Raw genomic sequence first — 16,438 nt, 5'->3', positions numbered from 1 at the left:
ATATAACCCCTGCAATATATTGAATTTATTGTTTTTGTCGCCCAGCCGACATGAACGACCACTCAAGAAACTCAACAGCAACCGTTGATGTCAGCCAGACCCCATTTTCCGCTTGCCAGAAAGGGATGCCTCGTTTCGCCATTTCCTGTGCTTTGACGGTTAAGATAACCGGCGATCCGTGTCTTGCTCCCACTTTGCGTGCCGTTGCTTCATCAGCAGAGAGATGCACGTAATGACGCTCCCCTGCAATCAGCCCCTGTTTTTTTATCTCGTCAAGGAAACGGCTTGCCGTACCGTGGTAAAGAAACTGTGGCGGTATTTTTTCGGCAAAGGAAATGGCGACCTGCGAAGTCGAATGCCCCTGAACCGCGCGAATGCACCTACCATCACTGGAATAACTAAAACGCTTTTTATCGCTGGTGGCGACAACGGTATCCAGCAATGCACGGGTTAACCGCTTGCCCGCTTTTTGGGCACAAAGTATGAGCTTATCGATATCCGCCCATCCTTCACGGTCCAGTACGATACCAATCGCCTCCGGTTTGTGTCGGAGGACATAACTTAAAAACTTGCTCGTATCCGCCAGCTCTTTTTCGTTGTACTTTGCCATCGCGTTTTCGTCCCTGGATTTTCTGTTTTTATTTACTGATGTCATTGTCACTGGGTTTATGAATTTACTGCAACTCAATCCTGCGCAGAACCTTTTCCCCATAGCGTAATTTTTCCGCTATGCAAAAAACGCATAGCCAGAAACATACTTGCATTTTCCCCATACCCACATGGCTGATAAGGTTTTTCAGCTCCAGGAATTTTCCTGGCTCAAGCAACACACAAACACAAAAAAACAATGGGGATTGTTATGACACAACAAGGGGATGCTGTAGCCGGGGAGCTGGCGACAGAAAAAGTGGGCATTAAAGGGTATCTGGCTTTTTTTCTCACCATAATCTTTTTTTCCGGTGTTTTTTCCGGGACAGACAGTTGGTGGCGCGTTTTTGATTTTTCCGTGCTGAACGGATCATTTGGGCAACTGCCTGGTGCGAACGGAGCCACCACCTCGTTTCGCGGCGCGGGTGGCGCGGGGGCTAAAGATGGCTTTCTCTTTGCGCTGGAGCTGGCACCGTCAGTCATTCTCTCTCTGGGGATTATTTCAATTACCGATGGTCTTGGTGGATTACGCGCCGCGCAGCAGTTAATGACGCCAGTGCTAAAACCGTTGTTGGGCATTCCAGGGATCTGCTCGCTGGCGCTGATCGCTAACCTGCAAAACACCGATGCCGCCGCCGGTATGACCAAAGAGCTGGCGCAGGAAGGTGAAATTACCGAACGCGATAAAGTGATTTTCGCCGCATATCAAACCAGCGGTAGCGCCATTATCACCAACTACTTCTCTTCCGGCGTCGCGGTGTTTGCCTTTCTGGGCACGTCCGTAATCGTACCTTTAGCAGTCATCCTGGTGTTTAAATTTGTCGGAGCCAACATTTTGCGCGTCTGGCTTAACTTCGAAGAACGTCGCAACCCAACGCAAGGAGCGCAAGCATGACAACTCAGGTCCGCAAAAACGTCATGGATATGTTTATCGATGGCGCGCGCCGTGGCTTTACTATCGCCACCACCAACCTGCTGCCAAACGTGGTGATGGCGTTTGTCATCATTCAGGCGCTGAAAATTACCGGCCTGCTCGACTGGGTGGGGCATATCTGTGAACCGGTAATGGCGCTGTGGGGATTGCCCGGTGAAGCGGCAACCGTCCTTTTAGCCGCATTAATGAGTATGGGCGGCGCAGTCGGTGTTGCCGCCAGTCTGGCAACCGCTGGCGCATTAACCGGTCACGATGTCACCGTTTTACTGCCCGCGATGTATTTAATGGGCAACCCGGTGCAAAATGTCGGTCGCTGCCTGGGGACAGCCGAAGTGAATGCCAAATATTACCCGCATATCATTACGGTCTGCGTGATTAACGCATTGCTGTCGATCTGGGTTATGCAGCTTATTGTTTAACAAGGAGTTACCATGATTGATTATACCGCAGCCGGTTTTACCCTGCTGCAGGGAGCGCATTTGTATGCGCCGGAAGATCGGGGAGTTTGCGATGTCCTCGTCGCTAACGGCAAAATTATCGCCGTTGCCAGTAATATCCCTTCTGATATTGTACCGGACTGCACGGTTGTCGATCTCAGCGGGCAGATCCTCTGCCCAGGTTTTATTGATCAACACGTTCATTTAATTGGCGGTGGCGGTGAAGCAGGTCCCACGACGCGCACGCCGGAAGTGGCGTTAAGTCGTCTGACGGAAGCGGGCGTCACGTCAGTGGTTGGTCTGCTCGGCACTGACTCTATCTCTCGTCACCCGGAATCCCTGCTCGCCAAGACCCGTGCGCTCAATGAAGAAGGCATCAGCGCCTGGATGCTGACCGGCGCTTATCATGTCCCTTCCCGCACCATTACAGGTTCCGTGGAAAAAGACGTGGCGATTATCGATCGCGTGATTGGTGTGAAATGCGCCATCTCTGATCACCGTTCTGCCGCACCTGACGTTTATCACCTGGCTAATATGGCGGCGGAATCCCGCGTTGGCGGTTTGCTCGGCGGCAAACCTGGCGTCACCGTGTTCCACATGGGCGACAGCAAAAAGGCGTTACAGCCTGTCTATGACCTGCTGGAAAACTGCGATGTGCCGATCAGCAAGCTGCTGCCGACCCACGTTAACCGCAACGTTCCGTTGTTTGAGCAGGCGCTGGAGTTTGCGCACAAAGGCGGCACTATCGACATCACCAGCAGCATTGACGAACCGGTCGCCCCTGCCGAAGGTATTGCCCGCGCCGTTCAGGCCGGTATTCCGCTGGCACGCGTCACCCTCAGCTCCGACGGCAACGGTAGCCAGCCGTTCTTCGATGACGAAGGGAATTTAACCCATATCGGTGTTGCAGGTTTTGAAACGTTGCTGGAAACCGTGCAGGTGCTGGTCAAGGACTATGATTTCAGTATCAGCGATGCCCTTCGCCCGCTCACCAGTAGCGTAGCCGGTTTCCTTAACCTGAGCGGGAAAGGCGAAATTCTGCCAGGCAATGACGCAGACTTACTGGTCATGACGCCAGAATTGCGCATTGAGCAGGTATACGCTCGCGGCAAACTGATGGTCAAAGACGGCAAAGCCTGCGTGAAAGGAACGTTTGAAATGGCTTAAACGGTTGTCAGCCGCCCGAATGGACGTAGAATGCCCGCAAGGGCGGCTGACAGAGTAAAACGTAATGGATGACTGTGGTGCGGTTTTGCATAATATTGAAACAAAATGGCTTTATGATTTTCTGACCCTGGAAAAATGCCGCAACTTTTCCCAGGCGGCAGTCAGTCGCAACGTCTCGCAACCGGCATTCAGCCGCCGCATCCGTGCACTGGAACAGGCGATTGGCGTTGAATTGTTTAACCGCCAGGTGACGCCGCTGCAACTCTCGGAACAAGGGAAAATCTTTCATTCGCAGATCCGCCATCTGTTACAACAGTTAGAAAGCAACCTGGCAGAGCTGCGTGGCGGCAGCGATTACGCGCAACGTAAAATCAAGATTGCCGCTGCACACTCTCTTTCCCTCGGTCTGTTACCGTCCATTATCAGCCAGATGCCGCCGCTCTTTACCTGGGCGATTGAAGCCATTGATGTCGATGAAGCGGTCGATAAACTGCGTGAAGGGCAAAGTGACTGTATTTTTTCCTTTCACGACGAAGATTTGCTGGAAGCACCGTTTGACCACATTCGCTTATTTGAATCTCAATTGTTCCCCGTCTGCGCCAGTGACGAACACGGAGAAGCACTGTTTAACCTCGCGCAGCCACACTTTCCGTTACTGAATTACAGCCGCAACTCCTACATGGGGCGATTGATTAATCGCACCCTGACGCGCCACAGTGAGTTGAGTTTCAGCACCTTTTTTGTCTCTTCGATGAGCGAGCTTTTAAAGCAGGTTGCCCTCGACGGCTGTGGGATTGCCTGGCTGCCGGAGTACGCCATCCAACAAGAAATTCGCAGCGGGCAGCTCGTTGTACTGAATCGGGAAGAACTGGTGATCCCGATTCAGGCCTACGCATACCGGATGAATACCCGCATGAATCCAGTTGCCGAACGCTTCTGGCGTGAACTGCGCGAGCTGGAGATTGTGCTTAGCTGACATTCTCCAGCGTCGCACTACGCCAACCGCCATTATCCCAGATCAGATCAAACGTTAGCGGTTCATCGTCGTGGTACAGCATTATCTCAAGGCTGATCGCCAGCGTGTGGCTGTACGCTTCTTTCAAATTGACCTGCAACGCCGCAATCCGTGGCTCATGAAATAACAGTGCAGAACGCAGCTGACGGCAATACCAGCTCTGAAGATGTTTGTCGCTCTGGTTATGCACTTGCCACTCGGGCATGCCTGAAACAAGTAATGACGGTAATGCCGAATGAGGAGAATTAAAAAGAGTGAGGAGATCGCTGCATACCGATTTACGCAGCAATGACGTTTTATTGCCTGAAATTTCAGGTAAAACAGCCTGAAGTGATTGGCGCATCATTTTGCGCACTCCTGACGTTTAGCAACATATGCGGCTTGCCCTGAATGCCGGGCACCACTGTATTGATGCTCATTTTCCATAGCCATTCCCTTTTGTTCATTACATCCATGTCAGTCTGAGACAGGCCTGAATCCTGTCAGCAAAGTATAAAACCTTACTTGCCTATGAATATCTACTGACTTTTCAGGAAAAAAGTCATGATTTGATAAAAATCATCAAACTCAAAAAAAAACCGCTAGTATATTCTGAATATTCCGAATAGTTACGTAGATGAAAATACTTGTCACCACCGCTACTTAATTCCGGTGGGAAATTATTTATTTCCGCATAATCAGCCATGTATTATTTGAAACAATTAGTTTGTAAATAATATAAATTGATAACATATCAAATACATCAAAAATACCATTCACAGGCATTATTAATATAGACATCAATATAGCAACATCAAATTCCAATTAGTAATAAGATATGCTTTTAAATTGCATGCAAATAATTTTAAATGAGCGTTTTTTGATACTTTATAGTGTTTCCCACCCTTTAATATCACTGTGTAGAGTTGATATCACTACAACAGAAACATGCATGTCATTTGTTTACTTCTCTTTTACTACAGAAAAATTTATCTATTTTTCTAAACATCAGTGAAATACTCATAAAAGGTAACTATTATGTCTATGCCAATAAGCAATGCCCTTCAGAGTCAAATTATTACAGATGATCATTTCCTTCATCACCCAAAAGTCGACAATGAGTTAACACGTCGATATGAATATGCACGCATGGATACGGAAAATATCTATCTTCTGCCTCTTGCTCGTGGCAACAACCATAATTACGATGGAAAAAGCGTTGTCGAAATTAGAAAACTTAATATTGGCAAACAGTCCTGGCCATTTAATTATGTAACAGAAACATGCAGCGAATTCAATGGCATTACAACAACAGGGCGTATGCTCTATCGAAACTTGAAAATCACCTCAGCTTTAGACGAAATATATGGTGGTATATGTAAAAAGGCGCATGCTGCCACAGAGTTAGCAGAAGGTTTACGGCTAAATTTATTTATGAAGAGCCCTTTCGATCCTGTTGAGGACTATACAGTTCATGAAATAACATTAGGCCCTGGTTGCAATGTTCCTGGTTATGCCGGAACCACGATAGGATATATTTCAACCCTTCCAGCTTCTCAGGCAAAAAGATGGACCAATGAGCAGCCAAGAATTGATATCTATATTGATCAGATAATGACGGTAACCGGGGTAGCAAATTCTTCCGGATTCGCCCTTGCCGCATTACTTAATGCTAATATTGGAATGGGAAATGACCCAATAATTGGTATAGAAGCCTATCCAGGTACCGCGGAGATCCATGCAAAAATGGGATATAAAGTTATCCCCGGTGATGAAGATGCAAAACTCAAACGCATGACTCTGCAACCGTCATCTCTTCCAGAACTGTTTGAATTAAAAAATGGTGAATGGAATTATATTGGTAAATGACTACTGAGAAGAATGAGTACTAACATTCAGGTTATACAGATATTTAAACAATACCCTGCAATTTACAAAGTAATACTCATTGCGACTTCTTAATTTAAGAAAGCGCAAGGAACGTTTACCCTTGCGCTTATCATAATAAGTCAGGCGTCGACTTTATCCAGCGGCCATGAATCAAACAGATAGCCGTCAAAATAAATATCGTCAACGTTCGAGAATTCCAGCAGACGTTGTTTAACGTTTTCCAGATGCTGCCACATTGCCAGCTTCGCCGCACGGGCATCTTTTTTGATTAACGCGGCGAGGATCTGTTTGTGATCGCCCAACCACTCTTTGCGATACAGGCTGTCATCCAGATGGCTGTGCAACTGGATCCACATCGGATTGTTTTCCCGCCACTGCCAGGACTGACGGAATAGCTCCACCAGCATGCTGTTATGCGTCGCTTCGGCAATGGCGAGATGGAACTGCATGTCACCACTTTCGCTGCTGCCCGGCGCGCTGGAAGCAAGCTCACGCTCTTCCAGTTGCAATGCCTGACGCATTTTGACGATATCTTCGCGGGTAGCCTGCAAAGCGGCAAACTCGGCGATGTTACTTTCCAGTAACTGACGCGCCTGTAACAGCTCAAAAGGACCGGCATCATTGCAGACGTTGGCATCCGGACTGTCTGTGTTGTGGCTGCCTGAGCTATCAAGAACATAGATACCGGCACCCCGGCGCACTTCCACTAGCCCTTTGATCTCCAGCATGATCAGCGCTTCACGTACCACCGTCCGCGTGACATCAAGCATTTCTGCAATTTCACGCTCCGGCGGCAGCCGTTCGCCAGGATTGTACGGCGTCTTTATGATCAGATCGCGGATCATCGCCCCGACTTCCTGGTAAGGTCTTTGCGCAGAGGTGGCAGATTTCATGGTGTTGTGTCCGTTAGATGCGGTTAATCAAATTTTTGCCGGATGCGGCGTGAATGCCTTATACGGCCTACAACGGGCAATTTTACGGCACCCGTTAATCTCAAACTATACCATTAGCACTGGAAGTTGGCACGTACAGGTGGGCAAAAAAACGAAAACTGGTCAACCAAATATCAGTTTGATTGACCAGTAAGTCTGTAGGGTAATCAGTTAGTTACAGCGCAGCCACACACTCGCGCGCACCGCGTTCGCACAGCTGCTGATATGCCGCCGTCACCGCGCCAACAAAGTCAGCATTCTGCGGCAGATCATCGGCAAAGATACCGCTCAGGCCCAGCAGCGCTTTCACGCGGTCTGCGCCCTGATACTGCGCGTTGATCTTCTGGAACTCCGCCAGCATCGGGTCAACCACGTCAATAGCTTTACCCTGCTCATCCACGCCCTGGGTGTAACGCATCCAGCCAGCCACGCCCAGCGCCAGATGACGCCAGCTACCGCCGTTTTGCAGGTGCAGACGCACCGGATCCAGCAGACGCTGCGGTAACTTCTGGCTGCCGTCCATTGCAATCTGCCAGGTACGGTGACGCAGAGACGGGTTGCTGAAACGCTCGATCAGCAGCGTCGCATAGGCGTTCAGGTCTGTACCTTCCGGCATCGACAGCGTTGGCGCTTGTTCCTGCATCATCAGGGCAAAGGCCGCTTTGCGATAATCCGGGTTAGTCATGGTGTCGGCAATAGTTTCATAGCCGCCAAGGTAACCGAGGTACGCCAGGAAAGAGTGGCTGCCGTTCAGCATACGCAGCTTCATCATTTCGAACGGCACAACGTCTGCAACAAACTGTGCGCCCACTTTATCCCAGTCCGGGCGACCATTAACGAAGTTATCTTCAATCACCCACTGACGGAACGGTTCGCAGGCAATGGCGCATGGGTCGTAAACACCCAGCTGGTCAGCAATTTCCTGTAAGGTTTCTGGCGTCGCCGCCGGAACGATGCGGTCAACCATGGTGCACGGGAAGGTGACGTTCTCTTCAATCCATGCCGCCAGCTGTGGATCACGCGCCTGAGCCAGCCCCAGAACCGCGACCTTCGCCACATGACCGTTTTCACGCACGTTGTCGCAGGACATCACCGTAAACGCTTTCAGCCCTTTTTCACGACGCAGGCGCAAGGCTTCGACGATGTAACCAATCGCGGACTTCGGCGCAGTCGGGTTTTCCAGATCGTGCTTGATCAGCGGGTTATTGAGATCCAGCTGACCGCTTGCCGCATCGGCGCAGTAGCCTTTTTCCGTGACCGTCAGGGAGACAATCGCCGTCTGCGGACGCGCCATCGCGTTGAGAATACCTTCACAACCGTCGATTTCCGGATGCAGGGCTTCTTTCATCGAACCGATAATTTTCAGCTCGGTGCTTTCTGCGCCTTTTTCCGCCACGGTGTACAGCAGTTGCTGTTTTTTCAGGTTTTCGATCAGCACGCGGTCGTTACCTGGCATCAGGTTAACTTCGCAGATACCCCAGTCGCTGTCGGTGCTTTCCAGCAGATGATGGGTATACAGCGCCTGGTGCGCGCGGTGAAACGCCCCGCAACCGAGATGCACAATGCGTGATTCCAGACGAGAATGATCCCATGACGGGCGGGCAACCGGCAGATTGCTGTCAACAATAGTAGTCATCGTAAACTCCAGAATCCGTCTTCAGAGAGTGACGGCAAGGAAGAAGGAACCGGCACGGCGCGCAGCCATGCCGGTGGATATTAACGGCTAAAGAAAGCGCGCTGGATCGCCAGTTCGACACCGCGAACTTCGGCCAGGCCTTTCAGACGACCAATTGCGGAGTAACCTGGGTTGGTTTTCTTCTTCAGGTCGTCCAGCATCTGATGACCGTGGTCCGGACGCATCGGGATCAGGTCTTCTTTGCCTTCCGCTTTACGACGGTGTTCTTCTTCAACAATCGCTTTCACCACTTCGTACATATCAACGTCACCGTTCAGGTGCGCCGCTTCGTGGAAGGTTTTCGGGTTATCTTCACGCATGGTGGAGCGCAGATGGGTGAAGTAAATACGCGGACCGAACTGCTTGATCATATCAACCAGATCGTTGTCAGCACGCACGCCGTAGGAACCGGTGCACATGGTGAAACCGTTCGCCATGCTGTTTACGGTATCAACCATCCACTGCATATCTTCAATGGTGGAAACGATACGCGGCAGGCCGAGGATCGGGCGCGGCGGATCGTCCGGGTGAACCGCCATACGGACGCCAACTTCTTCGGCAACCGGAATAATCGCTTTCAGGAAGACGGCAAAGTTTTCGCGCAGTTTGGCTTTGTCGATATCTTTATACAGCTCCAGGTGCTTACGGAACTGGTCGAGGGTATACCCTTCTTCCGCGCCCGGCAGACCGGCAATGATGTTACGCGTCAGACGCGCTTTGTCTTCGTCGCTCATAGTGGCGAAGCGTTCAGCTGCCTGAGCAATTTCTTCTTCGGTGTAATCCGCTTCCGCGCCTGGACGTTTCAGGATATGCATTTCGAATGCAGCGAATTCGATCTGGTCGAAGCGCAGAGCTTTGGAGCCGTCTGGCAGCACGTATTCGAGGTCAGTACGGGTCCAGTCGAGCACCGGCATGAAGTTGTAGCACACGGTGCGAATGCCGCACTGCGCCAGGTTGCGCAGAGTCTGCTGATAGTTAGCGATCCACTGCTCGTAGTTGCCAGTGTGGGTTTTGATATCTTCGTGAATTGGCACGCTTTCTACGACAGACCACACCAGGCCTGCATCTTCAACGATCGCCTTGCGTTTGAGGATCTCTTCTACGGACCATACTTCGCCGTTCGGGATATGGTGCAGCGCGGTAACCACGCCAGTTGCGCCCGCCTGACGGACATCAGCTAAAGAAACCGGATCGTTTGGGCCGTACCAGCGCCAGGTCTGTTCCATGATTTTTCCTCTTTCACATAGTGGGTTCCACAGCAAAGAGACGCGGAACCCCGGAGTTGTTTAGGTATCCGGATGAACAACCAGACCGCAGCCGTGGCGTTGCATCGGATGAGATGGCGTATAAGTTCTACCTTTTGGTAAGACATGTCAACCCGAAATCTAAAATTGGTTAACCACATCACAAGAATTTCACTCTCCTGGTTGTTGCTGCAAATTGCAGCAAAGGGTAATCGATGGTTATTGATCAGAGGATGTGACATTCATCGCAACAATGGTTGACCAATTTACATAACATGTCGCCCAAAATAACAACGGTTCAACCAGGTAAGGTAAAACGTTATGCATGTGCTTAACATTCTCTGGGTGGTATTCGGCATTGGTCTGATGCTGGTACTGAATTTGAAGTTCAAAATCAATTCAATGGTGGCTTTGTTGGTGGCGGCGCTGTCCGTCGGGATGCTGGCGGGCATGGATTTGATGTCGCTGCTGCACACCATGAAAGCGGGCTTCGGCAACACGCTGGGGGAACTGGCTATCATCGTGGTGTTCGGTGCGGTCATCGGTAAATTGATGGTCGACTCCGGCGCGGCGCACCAGATAGCACATACGCTGCTGGCGCGTCTCGGTCTGCGCTATGTACAGCTGTCGGTGATTATCATCGGCCTGATTTTCGGTCTGGCGATGTTCTATGAAGTGGCCTTTATCATGTTAGCGCCGCTGGTTATCGTGATTGCCGCCGAAGCTAAAATTCCGTTCCTGAAACTGGCGATCCCGGCAGTAGCAGCTGCCACTACCGCACATTCACTGTTCCCACCGCAGCCGGGTCCGGTGGCGCTGGTGAATGCTTATGGCGCGGATATGGGGATGGTTTATATCTATGGCGTACTGGTGACGATCCCAAGTGTCATCTGCGCAGGTCTGATCCTGCCGAAGTTCCTCGGCAATCTTGAGCGCCCAACGCCATCATTCCTGAAAGCAGATCAACCGGTAGATATGAATAATCTGCCCTCTTTCGGCGTTTCGATTCTGGTGCCGCTGATCCCAGCGATCATTATGATCTCCACCACCATCGCCAATATCTGGCTGGTAAAAGATACCCCTGCGTGGGAAGTGGTTAACTTTATCGGTTCCTCGCCGATTGCAATGTTTATTGCGATGGTGGTTGCATTCGTACTCTTTGGTACCGCGCGTGGTCATGACATGCAGTGGGTGATGAACGCTTTTGAAAGCGCGGTGAAAAGCATTGCAATGGTGATTCTGATCATCGGTGCGGGTGGCGTGCTGAAGCAGACAATCATCGACACCGGCATTGGCGACACCATCGGCATGTTGATGTCCCACGGCAATATCTCGCCCTACATCATGGCATGGCTGATCACTGTACTGATTCGTCTGGCGACAGGTCAGGGTGTCGTTTCGGCGATGACCGCTGCCGGGATTATCAGTGCAGCAATCCTTGATCCAGCAACTGGTCAGCTGGTTGGCGTGAATCCGGCGCTGCTGGTACTGGCGACGGCTGCGGGTTCCAACACCCTCACCCACATTAACGATGCCTCATTCTGGTTGTTCAAAGGTTACTTTGACCTGTCAGTAAAAGACACGTTGAAAACCTGGGGTCTGCTGGAGCTGGTCAACTCCGTGGTTGGGCTGATTATTGTTTTGATTATCAGCATGGTAGCGTAAAATAGCACCAGAGCCTGCCATTGGCAGGCTCTGTTCGGATTGTCGGCAAAGTGCGCTTTGTTTATGCCAGATGCGACGCTGGCGCGTCTTATCTGGCCTACAGAGGGCTAACGTGCAGTTTTTTAGCTTCAGGTAATATTGCGTACCAGCATTAGCAATGCCCTGTAATTTTTTTATTGATAAACAAAAGTCACGCCAATAATCGATTGCACATTCCCTGCAGTCACCTGCCCTCCGGTACGAGCGTAATTTGCCGTTAATCCCAGACTTACCGCCGAAGTCCCTACTGCTCCTAACGATACCGTGTTATTCGCTGGAATAATCGTACCGTTGCGCGTCAACTGTACGCCGACGCCCTGCGCTGGTGAAAACGACGCGGTATTGGTGAAAATCGAGTTGCCCGCATCTGCGGTTGTGCCGGAGAGGTAATACCCCAGGTTTTGGCTTTTCGCACAATAAACGGTAAGAGGAATCGGCACTGAACCAGGGTAGTCCGGCAGAGTAACGGTGACATCACGAGCAGAAACATCGCAGCCGCCAGTAGGCACCACCACATCATTATTGGCGTAAATATTCCACACAAACTGGAAATCATCGCTGTTATAGTTGTTGGTCTGTCGCAAAATAAGCACGGCAATTAATGAGCCAGCTTTAATCGCCACCCCGCCCGCACTGCTCACAGGCGTCAAATAAAGCGCCACCGGCCACGGCTTATCCGTTCTCGAATTATAAACAACGCGCGGCGTTTCACTGGTGGTCGGAAATGGATAGCTACTGCCACTATATTTTACGGTCCCGGAAAAATTAGATAACACGCCGCCATAAGCCGAACCTCGTTGCAGTGTGACATAGTCTGTAATGGTTTCCGGGTAATCGTTATGGCAAAAGATTTGCGTCGAAAGATCTACGACCAGGTTTTGCCCCACATTCACGGCGGGCGCAAGGTTTACATAAACATTGGCGCTGCCACCGCCAATAGGGATAGCGGTGCCATTGGCAGTTTTACAGGCGAATGACCAGGCATTTACCGACCAGCCCATCAGCAGAACAGCAAACAGGGTAATAACTCGTTTCATTACAATCATCTCTTCGGCTTCAGCTGTAGGTATAGGTGATGCTAATCACTGCCTGAATGGTTCCCTGAGTGGCTCCGCCATTTACCGTCAATGCTCTGACCTGTAACGGGAAGTGCGCTGATTGTGAGGAATCATCCACCTGAACTGTTTTGGTTGCGCCAGTATTCAATGTGTTGCCACTGTCATCCTGTAGCTCTAACTGGATGTTTTGCGCGGTCCCCTGGTTTTTATAATATCCGGTACTGTCGGCTGCCCCGCTGAAGCTGGCGGTGACCCTCGACGTTCCCACCGGACAATTAGTCAACTCAAGCGCAACATCATGCCAGGCCGATGCCGCCCCGGCAGACATCAGACTGAAAGAATAAAGATCGCCGAGATCTACCGTGGCATTGGTGGTGGAAACCGTGCACGGTTTGGCGACGACCTTACCGTTCACCGTGATGGTGACATCGGCTGCCTGTATCGTCGCACTTGCGAGCGCCAACATTGCCGCCAATAAATACCCACGTTTGCGCCATTTCATGAGCATCTCCAGTTACTGATATTCAAGAGTGAAGGTAGCCGTGGCATTGATATGCCCCGCAGTGACAGGCACCTGTGTCGCCATTAGCCGGGCGTAAAAATTCAGCGTATTTGGTTTACCCGGCGTCAGGGTCGTCCACGAAAGCGCGGACGATGGGGCATTAAGGGGTATCTGATTTTGTTGCTCATTCAGAAGCTGTATTCCCAGTCCCGCAGCCGCTGACACCGTATTTTCAAGTGCAAGCAGGTTGGCATTGTGGCTATCTGCAACACCGGTAAACCCAACTTTTACGGCAGAAACGGCATTACCACAGGGTGACAGCAAAATACGAAATGGAACGACAGGAGTCGTCGCGCCAATGTTGTTAAATTGCTTCGCCGCGTTTTCCATCAGATCAACAGTAAAATTGGTTGATTCAGCGGCCACACTACAGCCGTTATCTCTGACATAGCCGCGGATAGTAATCGTGCTATCCGCAGCCAAAGCGTGACTCACCGCCAACCACAAAAAAGCGCACAGAAGATAAAAAGGTTTGTTTCTCATCACGCCCCCTTAACGACATTCAGCTGATAGCTGGGTTAATAACTGCTGCTGACTCTCTGGTGGCAGTTGATAATTGGCGACACAGTGAGCATTTTCCTCTTCTCCCCATTTCACCTGAACTTTTCCCGCTAAAGGCATTCCGCTGAGGTAAACCTGACCATTATCCGCAACAATGCCGCTACTCTGGCTACTCTCTGATGTCACCATCGCCCCAAACGGCAGCGGCTTATTATTGTGGGTTAGCGTCATGAGCAGTTTTATCCCAACGCGCGCTTTAAACTCTGCTCGCACGATCGCCCCACGGGTGGGAACAACGTTAGCGACCGCGTTATCTAAATCGACGTTATCAGCCAGGGTATTGGTATCCAGCGCCACTCTGTTTTCCCGATATTCAGTGGCATAAGGCAGCACGGCATAACCGCGCCAGTCGGTACGCACCCCCGTCTGGTTTTCGACTTTTGCATCTTTTGCGCCAGGCGCTTTAACAAGCACCACCGTATCGTTTAACGGCTGCCCCAGCGTTACGCCATTGGCATGAGCCAGTACCCCACCGCTGACTCCGTAATAGAGCTGCTTAATATCATCACTATGGCTGTAACCGATATTGGCATTGCCGTAACCACCGCGATAATTCAGCGTGGCGTAGCCTGTGCTTCCGCTATTACCATCGCCTCCCCCGGCATAACCGGTTTGCACGCTATAGCTGAGGTTGTTGTCTTCCAGCAACGTACCGTATACGCCAGCCAGATTGGTCATCCGACCGTTGAGATCGTGTGACATGCTGTAGCTGGCACTGGCATGTCGCCACTGAGATTTACTGTCAGAACGCAGCCAGTGGCTGAAAGGAATATTGACGTTAAGCGCTAACATCTGATCCCGTCCTTTTTGCCAGGCGTTTTTCGTCAGGCTATAGCTGAGCGTCCAGTTGATATCTTCGAATGCAGTATTTAAACCAGCCTGGAATTGCTCATCGACATTACTCGTTCCCCAATAAGTTTGATGGCTACCACTCAAATACAGTGTTGATGTGCGCCCGAGTTGCTGAGTAACGGTGAGTTGTAATTTCCCGCGTTTGTTATAAGCGAGATTGTAATAGTCGGTGAATTTCGGCTTAACCTGAATAACACCATCCTGTGTTTCGATGTTGTAGCCATTCATTCGACTGTATGTTGTATCAGCGAAATTAAAATACCCACTGGTCGAATAACGGTAACCCACTAACTGAATATTCGTGCCTGATTCATTGAGCGATTTGTTATAGAGAAAACGCACCGATTGTCCGTCATGCTGACTGTCATCGGGAAGTGTGGAATTAGCCTGCGTCATATCCACAGACAGAGCGCCCAGTGCCCCCATGTTTTTCCCGATACCGAAATTAAAAGCACGATAACGATCCGCCAGTTGCGTTCCACCATATATTGTCCAGCCAGCCGGAAGGCCGTGGAGTAATGTACTCTGGAAAAAGCGGGGTTTTTCCTGCTGCGCATTTCCACTACGGTATTCTCCTGCCGTAATGGAATAACGAGTATGTCCTTCACGTTGCAAAAGCGGGACTGACGAATAGGGTACGGTAAAGATCTGCGTGCTGCCGTCAGCCTCTTTAATCGTTACCTGCAAGTCACCACTATTACCTGCGGCATAGATATCGTTGATGGTAAAAGGCCCCGGCGGCACCGTACTATTATAAATGTCATACCCATTTTGTTTAATAGTGACCTGTGCAGTACCACGAGCAATACCGTGGATCACCGGGGCAAATCCTCTTTGGCTATCGGGTAACATATTGTCATCTGAGGCCAATTGTGCGCCGCGAAAGTTAATACCATCGAAAATATCGCCCTGAGTATAACCATCACCCAGCGTCAGCCGGGAACGTAAAGGAATTATGTCTCGCTCAAGCCAGGTATTGATATGCTGCCATTTATTTTTGCTACCTGATGATCTGTCGCTACTGTTATAACTCCAGGTGGTATTGTCGCGTAAACGCCACGCACCAATATTTAACCCACTCTGTAGGTTTAAATATGCATAATGACTGTTACCCCCAATCCGATTCTGTACACTATTTCCGCTGAAATTATAATTGAGCAAGCCGGCATTAATACCGGGATCCCATAACTCAGGAGGAATATAACCACGCGCGCGATTACTCATAAATGCCTGAGGGATCGTCAGGTTGAGTCGCTGCTGACCAACATCTAAATGCGCAGTAGCGTCATGGATCATTGAGGTTAATGGCACGCAGGCATCATCCGCCAGCAGATTCATACCGGAGACAGAAGCCGTATTCAGCCCCATACTGGCAAGTTGCGCGCGTGTCAGGCAGGGAACAATCCCTTGTTCGCTGTCGCCCGTATTAAATGTGACATCACGCGTTGCCATATAACCATTATTCAAATAGATATCGACGCGATACGTCCCTGGCGGTAATTCTTGCCCATTTTCAAAACGCGATAAATCGGCCACAGCCTGGGGATCATCCGCTAAAAAGCGCGGATTAAAATAGAGTTCGGCAGATGACAAAGGTGCCTGTGCGGCAAAAGCACAGGCGACAAAGAGCCGGACAAAAAGACCAGCCAAACGATGCTTACGAATATGCAAGCATTGTGTGTTTCGCTGGTAAAGTCTTAAATTCAGATATGACATTATTCCTCCGGTTTAAAATCACCCGGCAGTCAATTCTTTTTATTCAGGCGAAAAATTCCCCCTG

Annotated in this window: 17 protein-coding genes; 6 read left to right on the top strand and 11 right to left on the bottom strand. The window is 50.3% G+C overall.

The window, feature by feature from the left end:
- Nucleotides 1-25: 25 nt before the first annotated feature.
- A complete protein-coding gene (kptA, locus tag ACJHXB_RS03785) occupies nt 26-610 on the bottom strand; it encodes an RNA 2'-phosphotransferase (RefSeq protein WP_001407304.1) in 585 nt (194 codons plus the stop codon).
- A 249-nt stretch (nt 611-859) separates the two neighbouring features.
- On the opposite strand from kptA, the gene ACJHXB_RS03780 reads away from it, so the two are divergent.
- The 4 genes from ACJHXB_RS03780 (at nt 860) to hypT (ending at nt 4,162) form a co-directional block, all read left to right on the top strand.
- Nucleotides 860-1,543 (top strand): nucleoside recognition domain-containing protein, encoded by a 684-nt coding sequence (locus ACJHXB_RS03780; protein WP_001295597.1) that lies wholly within the window; start codon nt 860-862, stop codon nt 1,541-1,543.
- Nucleotides 1,540-2,001 (top strand): YjiG family protein, encoded by a 462-nt coding sequence (locus tag ACJHXB_RS03775; protein ID WP_000211971.1) that lies wholly within the window; start codon nt 1,540-1,542, stop codon nt 1,999-2,001. The genes ACJHXB_RS03780 and ACJHXB_RS03775 overlap by 4 nt, the downstream gene beginning before the upstream one ends.
- Before the next feature lie 12 nt (nt 2,002-2,013).
- The gene (iadA, locus tag ACJHXB_RS03770) at nt 2,014-3,186 is read left to right on the top strand and encodes a beta-aspartyl-peptidase (protein ID WP_000568439.1); all 1,173 of its coding nucleotides are present in this window, start codon (nt 2,014-2,016) and stop codon (nt 3,184-3,186) included.
- Between the two features lie 64 nt (nt 3,187-3,250).
- Nucleotides 3,251-4,162 carry a hypochlorite stress DNA-binding transcriptional regulator HypT gene (hypT, locus tag ACJHXB_RS03765; RefSeq protein ID WP_000340760.1) on the top strand — a complete coding sequence of 304 codons (912 nt, stop codon included), beginning with the start codon at nt 3,251-3,253 and terminating at the stop codon, nt 4,160-4,162.
- Here hypT and iraD read toward each other — a convergent pair.
- From iraD to ytiD, 3 genes are all read right to left on the bottom strand, one after another.
- On the bottom strand, nt 4,155-4,547 hold the full coding sequence (gene iraD, locus ACJHXB_RS03760; RefSeq protein WP_000986210.1) for an anti-adapter protein IraD: 393 nt from the start codon (nt 4,545-4,547) through the stop codon (nt 4,155-4,157). The genes hypT and iraD overlap by 8 nt on opposite strands.
- Nucleotides 4,544-4,627: an iraD leader peptide IdlP gene (idlP, locus tag ACJHXB_RS03755; RefSeq protein WP_122989392.1), complete on the bottom strand. Its 84-nt coding sequence runs from the start codon at nt 4,625-4,627 to the stop codon at nt 4,544-4,546. The genes iraD and idlP overlap by 4 nt, the downstream gene beginning before the upstream one ends.
- Before the next feature lie 115 nt (nt 4,628-4,742).
- A complete protein-coding gene (ytiD, locus tag ACJHXB_RS03750; RefSeq protein WP_001329085.1) occupies nt 4,743-4,886 on the bottom strand; it encodes a protein YtiD in 144 nt (47 codons plus the stop codon).
- A 332-nt stretch (nt 4,887-5,218) separates the two neighbouring features.
- On the opposite strand from ytiD, the gene ACJHXB_RS03745 reads away from it, so the two are divergent.
- Nucleotides 5,219-6,049 carry a DUF2686 family protein gene (locus tag ACJHXB_RS03745; protein ID WP_000062494.1) on the top strand — a complete coding sequence of 277 codons (831 nt, stop codon included), beginning with the start codon at nt 5,219-5,221 and terminating at the stop codon, nt 6,047-6,049.
- A gap of 140 nt (nt 6,050-6,189) precedes the next feature.
- Here the strand turns inward: ACJHXB_RS03745 and uxuR are convergent, their stop codons facing one another.
- From uxuR to uxuA, 3 genes are all read right to left on the bottom strand, one after another.
- Complete coding sequence (gene uxuR, locus ACJHXB_RS03740) at nt 6,190-6,963, bottom strand: Uxu operon transcriptional regulator (RefSeq protein WP_000833686.1); 774 nt, start codon at nt 6,961-6,963, stop codon at nt 6,190-6,192.
- Nucleotides 6,964-7,177: 214 nt separating this feature from the next.
- Nucleotides 7,178-8,638 carry a fructuronate reductase gene (locus ACJHXB_RS03735; RefSeq protein WP_000208189.1) on the bottom strand — a complete coding sequence of 487 codons (1,461 nt, stop codon included), beginning with the start codon at nt 8,636-8,638 and terminating at the stop codon, nt 7,178-7,180.
- 80 nt (nt 8,639-8,718) lie between these two features.
- A complete protein-coding gene (gene uxuA / locus ACJHXB_RS03730; protein ID WP_000438582.1) occupies nt 8,719-9,903 on the bottom strand; it encodes a mannonate dehydratase in 1,185 nt (394 codons plus the stop codon).
- Between the two features lie 339 nt (nt 9,904-10,242).
- Here uxuA and gntP point away from each other — a divergent pair, with 339 nt between their 5' ends.
- On the top strand, nt 10,243-11,586 hold the full coding sequence (gene gntP / locus ACJHXB_RS03725; RefSeq protein WP_000558251.1) for a gluconate permease GntP: 1,344 nt from the start codon (nt 10,243-10,245) through the stop codon (nt 11,584-11,586).
- A 173-nt stretch (nt 11,587-11,759) separates the two neighbouring features.
- Here gntP and fimH read toward each other — a convergent pair whose 3' ends face one another.
- From fimH to fimD, 4 genes are all read right to left on the bottom strand, one after another.
- Complete coding sequence (gene fimH, locus ACJHXB_RS03720) at nt 11,760-12,662, bottom strand: type 1 fimbria D-mannose specific adhesin FimH (RefSeq protein ID WP_000832227.1); 903 nt, start codon at nt 12,660-12,662, stop codon at nt 11,760-11,762.
- A 19-nt stretch (nt 12,663-12,681) separates the two neighbouring features.
- Entirely contained in the window at nt 12,682-13,125 is a 444-nt protein-coding gene (locus tag ACJHXB_RS03715; RefSeq protein ID WP_077897989.1) for a fimbrial protein, read from the bottom strand.
- Nucleotides 13,126-13,197: 72 nt separating this feature from the next.
- Nucleotides 13,198-13,728 carry a type 1 fimbria minor subunit FimF gene (gene fimF / locus ACJHXB_RS03710; protein WP_001469032.1) on the bottom strand — a complete coding sequence of 177 codons (531 nt, stop codon included), beginning with the start codon at nt 13,726-13,728 and terminating at the stop codon, nt 13,198-13,200.
- 9 nt (nt 13,729-13,737) lie between these two features.
- Nucleotides 13,738-16,374: a fimbrial usher FimD gene (fimD, locus tag ACJHXB_RS03705; protein ID WP_000121025.1), complete on the bottom strand. Its 2,637-nt coding sequence runs from the start codon at nt 16,372-16,374 to the stop codon at nt 13,738-13,740.
- Nucleotides 16,375-16,438: the final 64 nt, after the last annotated feature.

The organism is Escherichia sp. WS3227_2, assembly GCF_046486495.1.
GTDB classification, from domain to species: Bacteria; Pseudomonadota; Gammaproteobacteria; order Enterobacterales; family Enterobacteriaceae; genus Escherichia; species Escherichia coli.
The sequence above is the reverse complement of the archived record's forward strand: the minus strand, read 5'-3'. Positions and strand labels throughout refer to the sequence as shown.

What these genes read in the sequence shown, in the direction of transcription:
- ACJHXB_RS03735 (WP_000208189.1), bottom strand. Translation starts at nt 8,638, where the DNA reads ATGACTACTATTGTTGACAGCAATCTGCCGGTTGCCCGCCCGTCATGG.
- ACJHXB_RS03745 (WP_000062494.1), top strand. Translation starts at nt 5,219, where the DNA reads ATGTCTATGCCAATAAGCAATGCCCTTCAGAGTCAAATTATTACAGAT.
- iraD (WP_000986210.1), bottom strand. Translation starts at nt 4,547, where the DNA reads ATGATGCGCCAATCACTTCAGGCTGTTTTACCTGAAATTTCAGGCAAT.
- uxuR (WP_000833686.1), bottom strand. Translation starts at nt 6,963, where the DNA reads ATGAAATCTGCCACCTCTGCGCAAAGACCTTACCAGGAAGTCGGGGCG.
- ytiD (WP_001329085.1), bottom strand. Translation starts at nt 4,886, where the DNA reads ATGGCTGATTATGCGGAAATAAATAATTTCCCACCGGAATTAAGTAGC.
- fimH (WP_000832227.1), bottom strand. Translation starts at nt 12,662, where the DNA reads ATGAAACGAGTTATTACCCTGTTTGCTGTTCTGCTGATGGGCTGGTCG.
- uxuA (WP_000438582.1), bottom strand. Translation starts at nt 9,903, where the DNA reads ATGGAACAGACCTGGCGCTGGTACGGCCCAAACGATCCGGTTTCTTTA.
- idlP (WP_122989392.1), bottom strand. Translation starts at nt 4,627, where the DNA reads ATGGAAAATGAGCATCAATACAGTGGTGCCCGGCATTCAGGGCAAGCC.
- ACJHXB_RS03780 (WP_001295597.1), top strand. Translation starts at nt 860, where the DNA reads ATGACACAACAAGGGGATGCTGTAGCCGGGGAGCTGGCGACAGAAAAA.
- ACJHXB_RS03775 (WP_000211971.1), top strand. Translation starts at nt 1,540, where the DNA reads ATGACAACTCAGGTCCGCAAAAACGTCATGGATATGTTTATCGATGGC.
- fimF (WP_001469032.1), bottom strand. Translation starts at nt 13,728, where the DNA reads ATGAGAAACAAACCTTTTTATCTTCTGTGCGCTTTTTTGTGGTTGGCG.
- fimD (WP_000121025.1), bottom strand. Translation starts at nt 16,374, where the DNA reads ATGTCATATCTGAATTTAAGACTTTACCAGCGAAACACACAATGCTTG.
- kptA (WP_001407304.1), bottom strand. Translation starts at nt 610, where the DNA reads ATGGCAAAGTACAACGAAAAAGAGCTGGCGGATACGAGCAAGTTTTTA.
- gntP (WP_000558251.1), top strand. Translation starts at nt 10,243, where the DNA reads ATGCATGTGCTTAACATTCTCTGGGTGGTATTCGGCATTGGTCTGATG.
- iadA (WP_000568439.1), top strand. Translation starts at nt 2,014, where the DNA reads ATGATTGATTATACCGCAGCCGGTTTTACCCTGCTGCAGGGAGCGCAT.
- hypT (WP_000340760.1), top strand. Translation starts at nt 3,251, where the DNA reads ATGGATGACTGTGGTGCGGTTTTGCATAATATTGAAACAAAATGGCTT.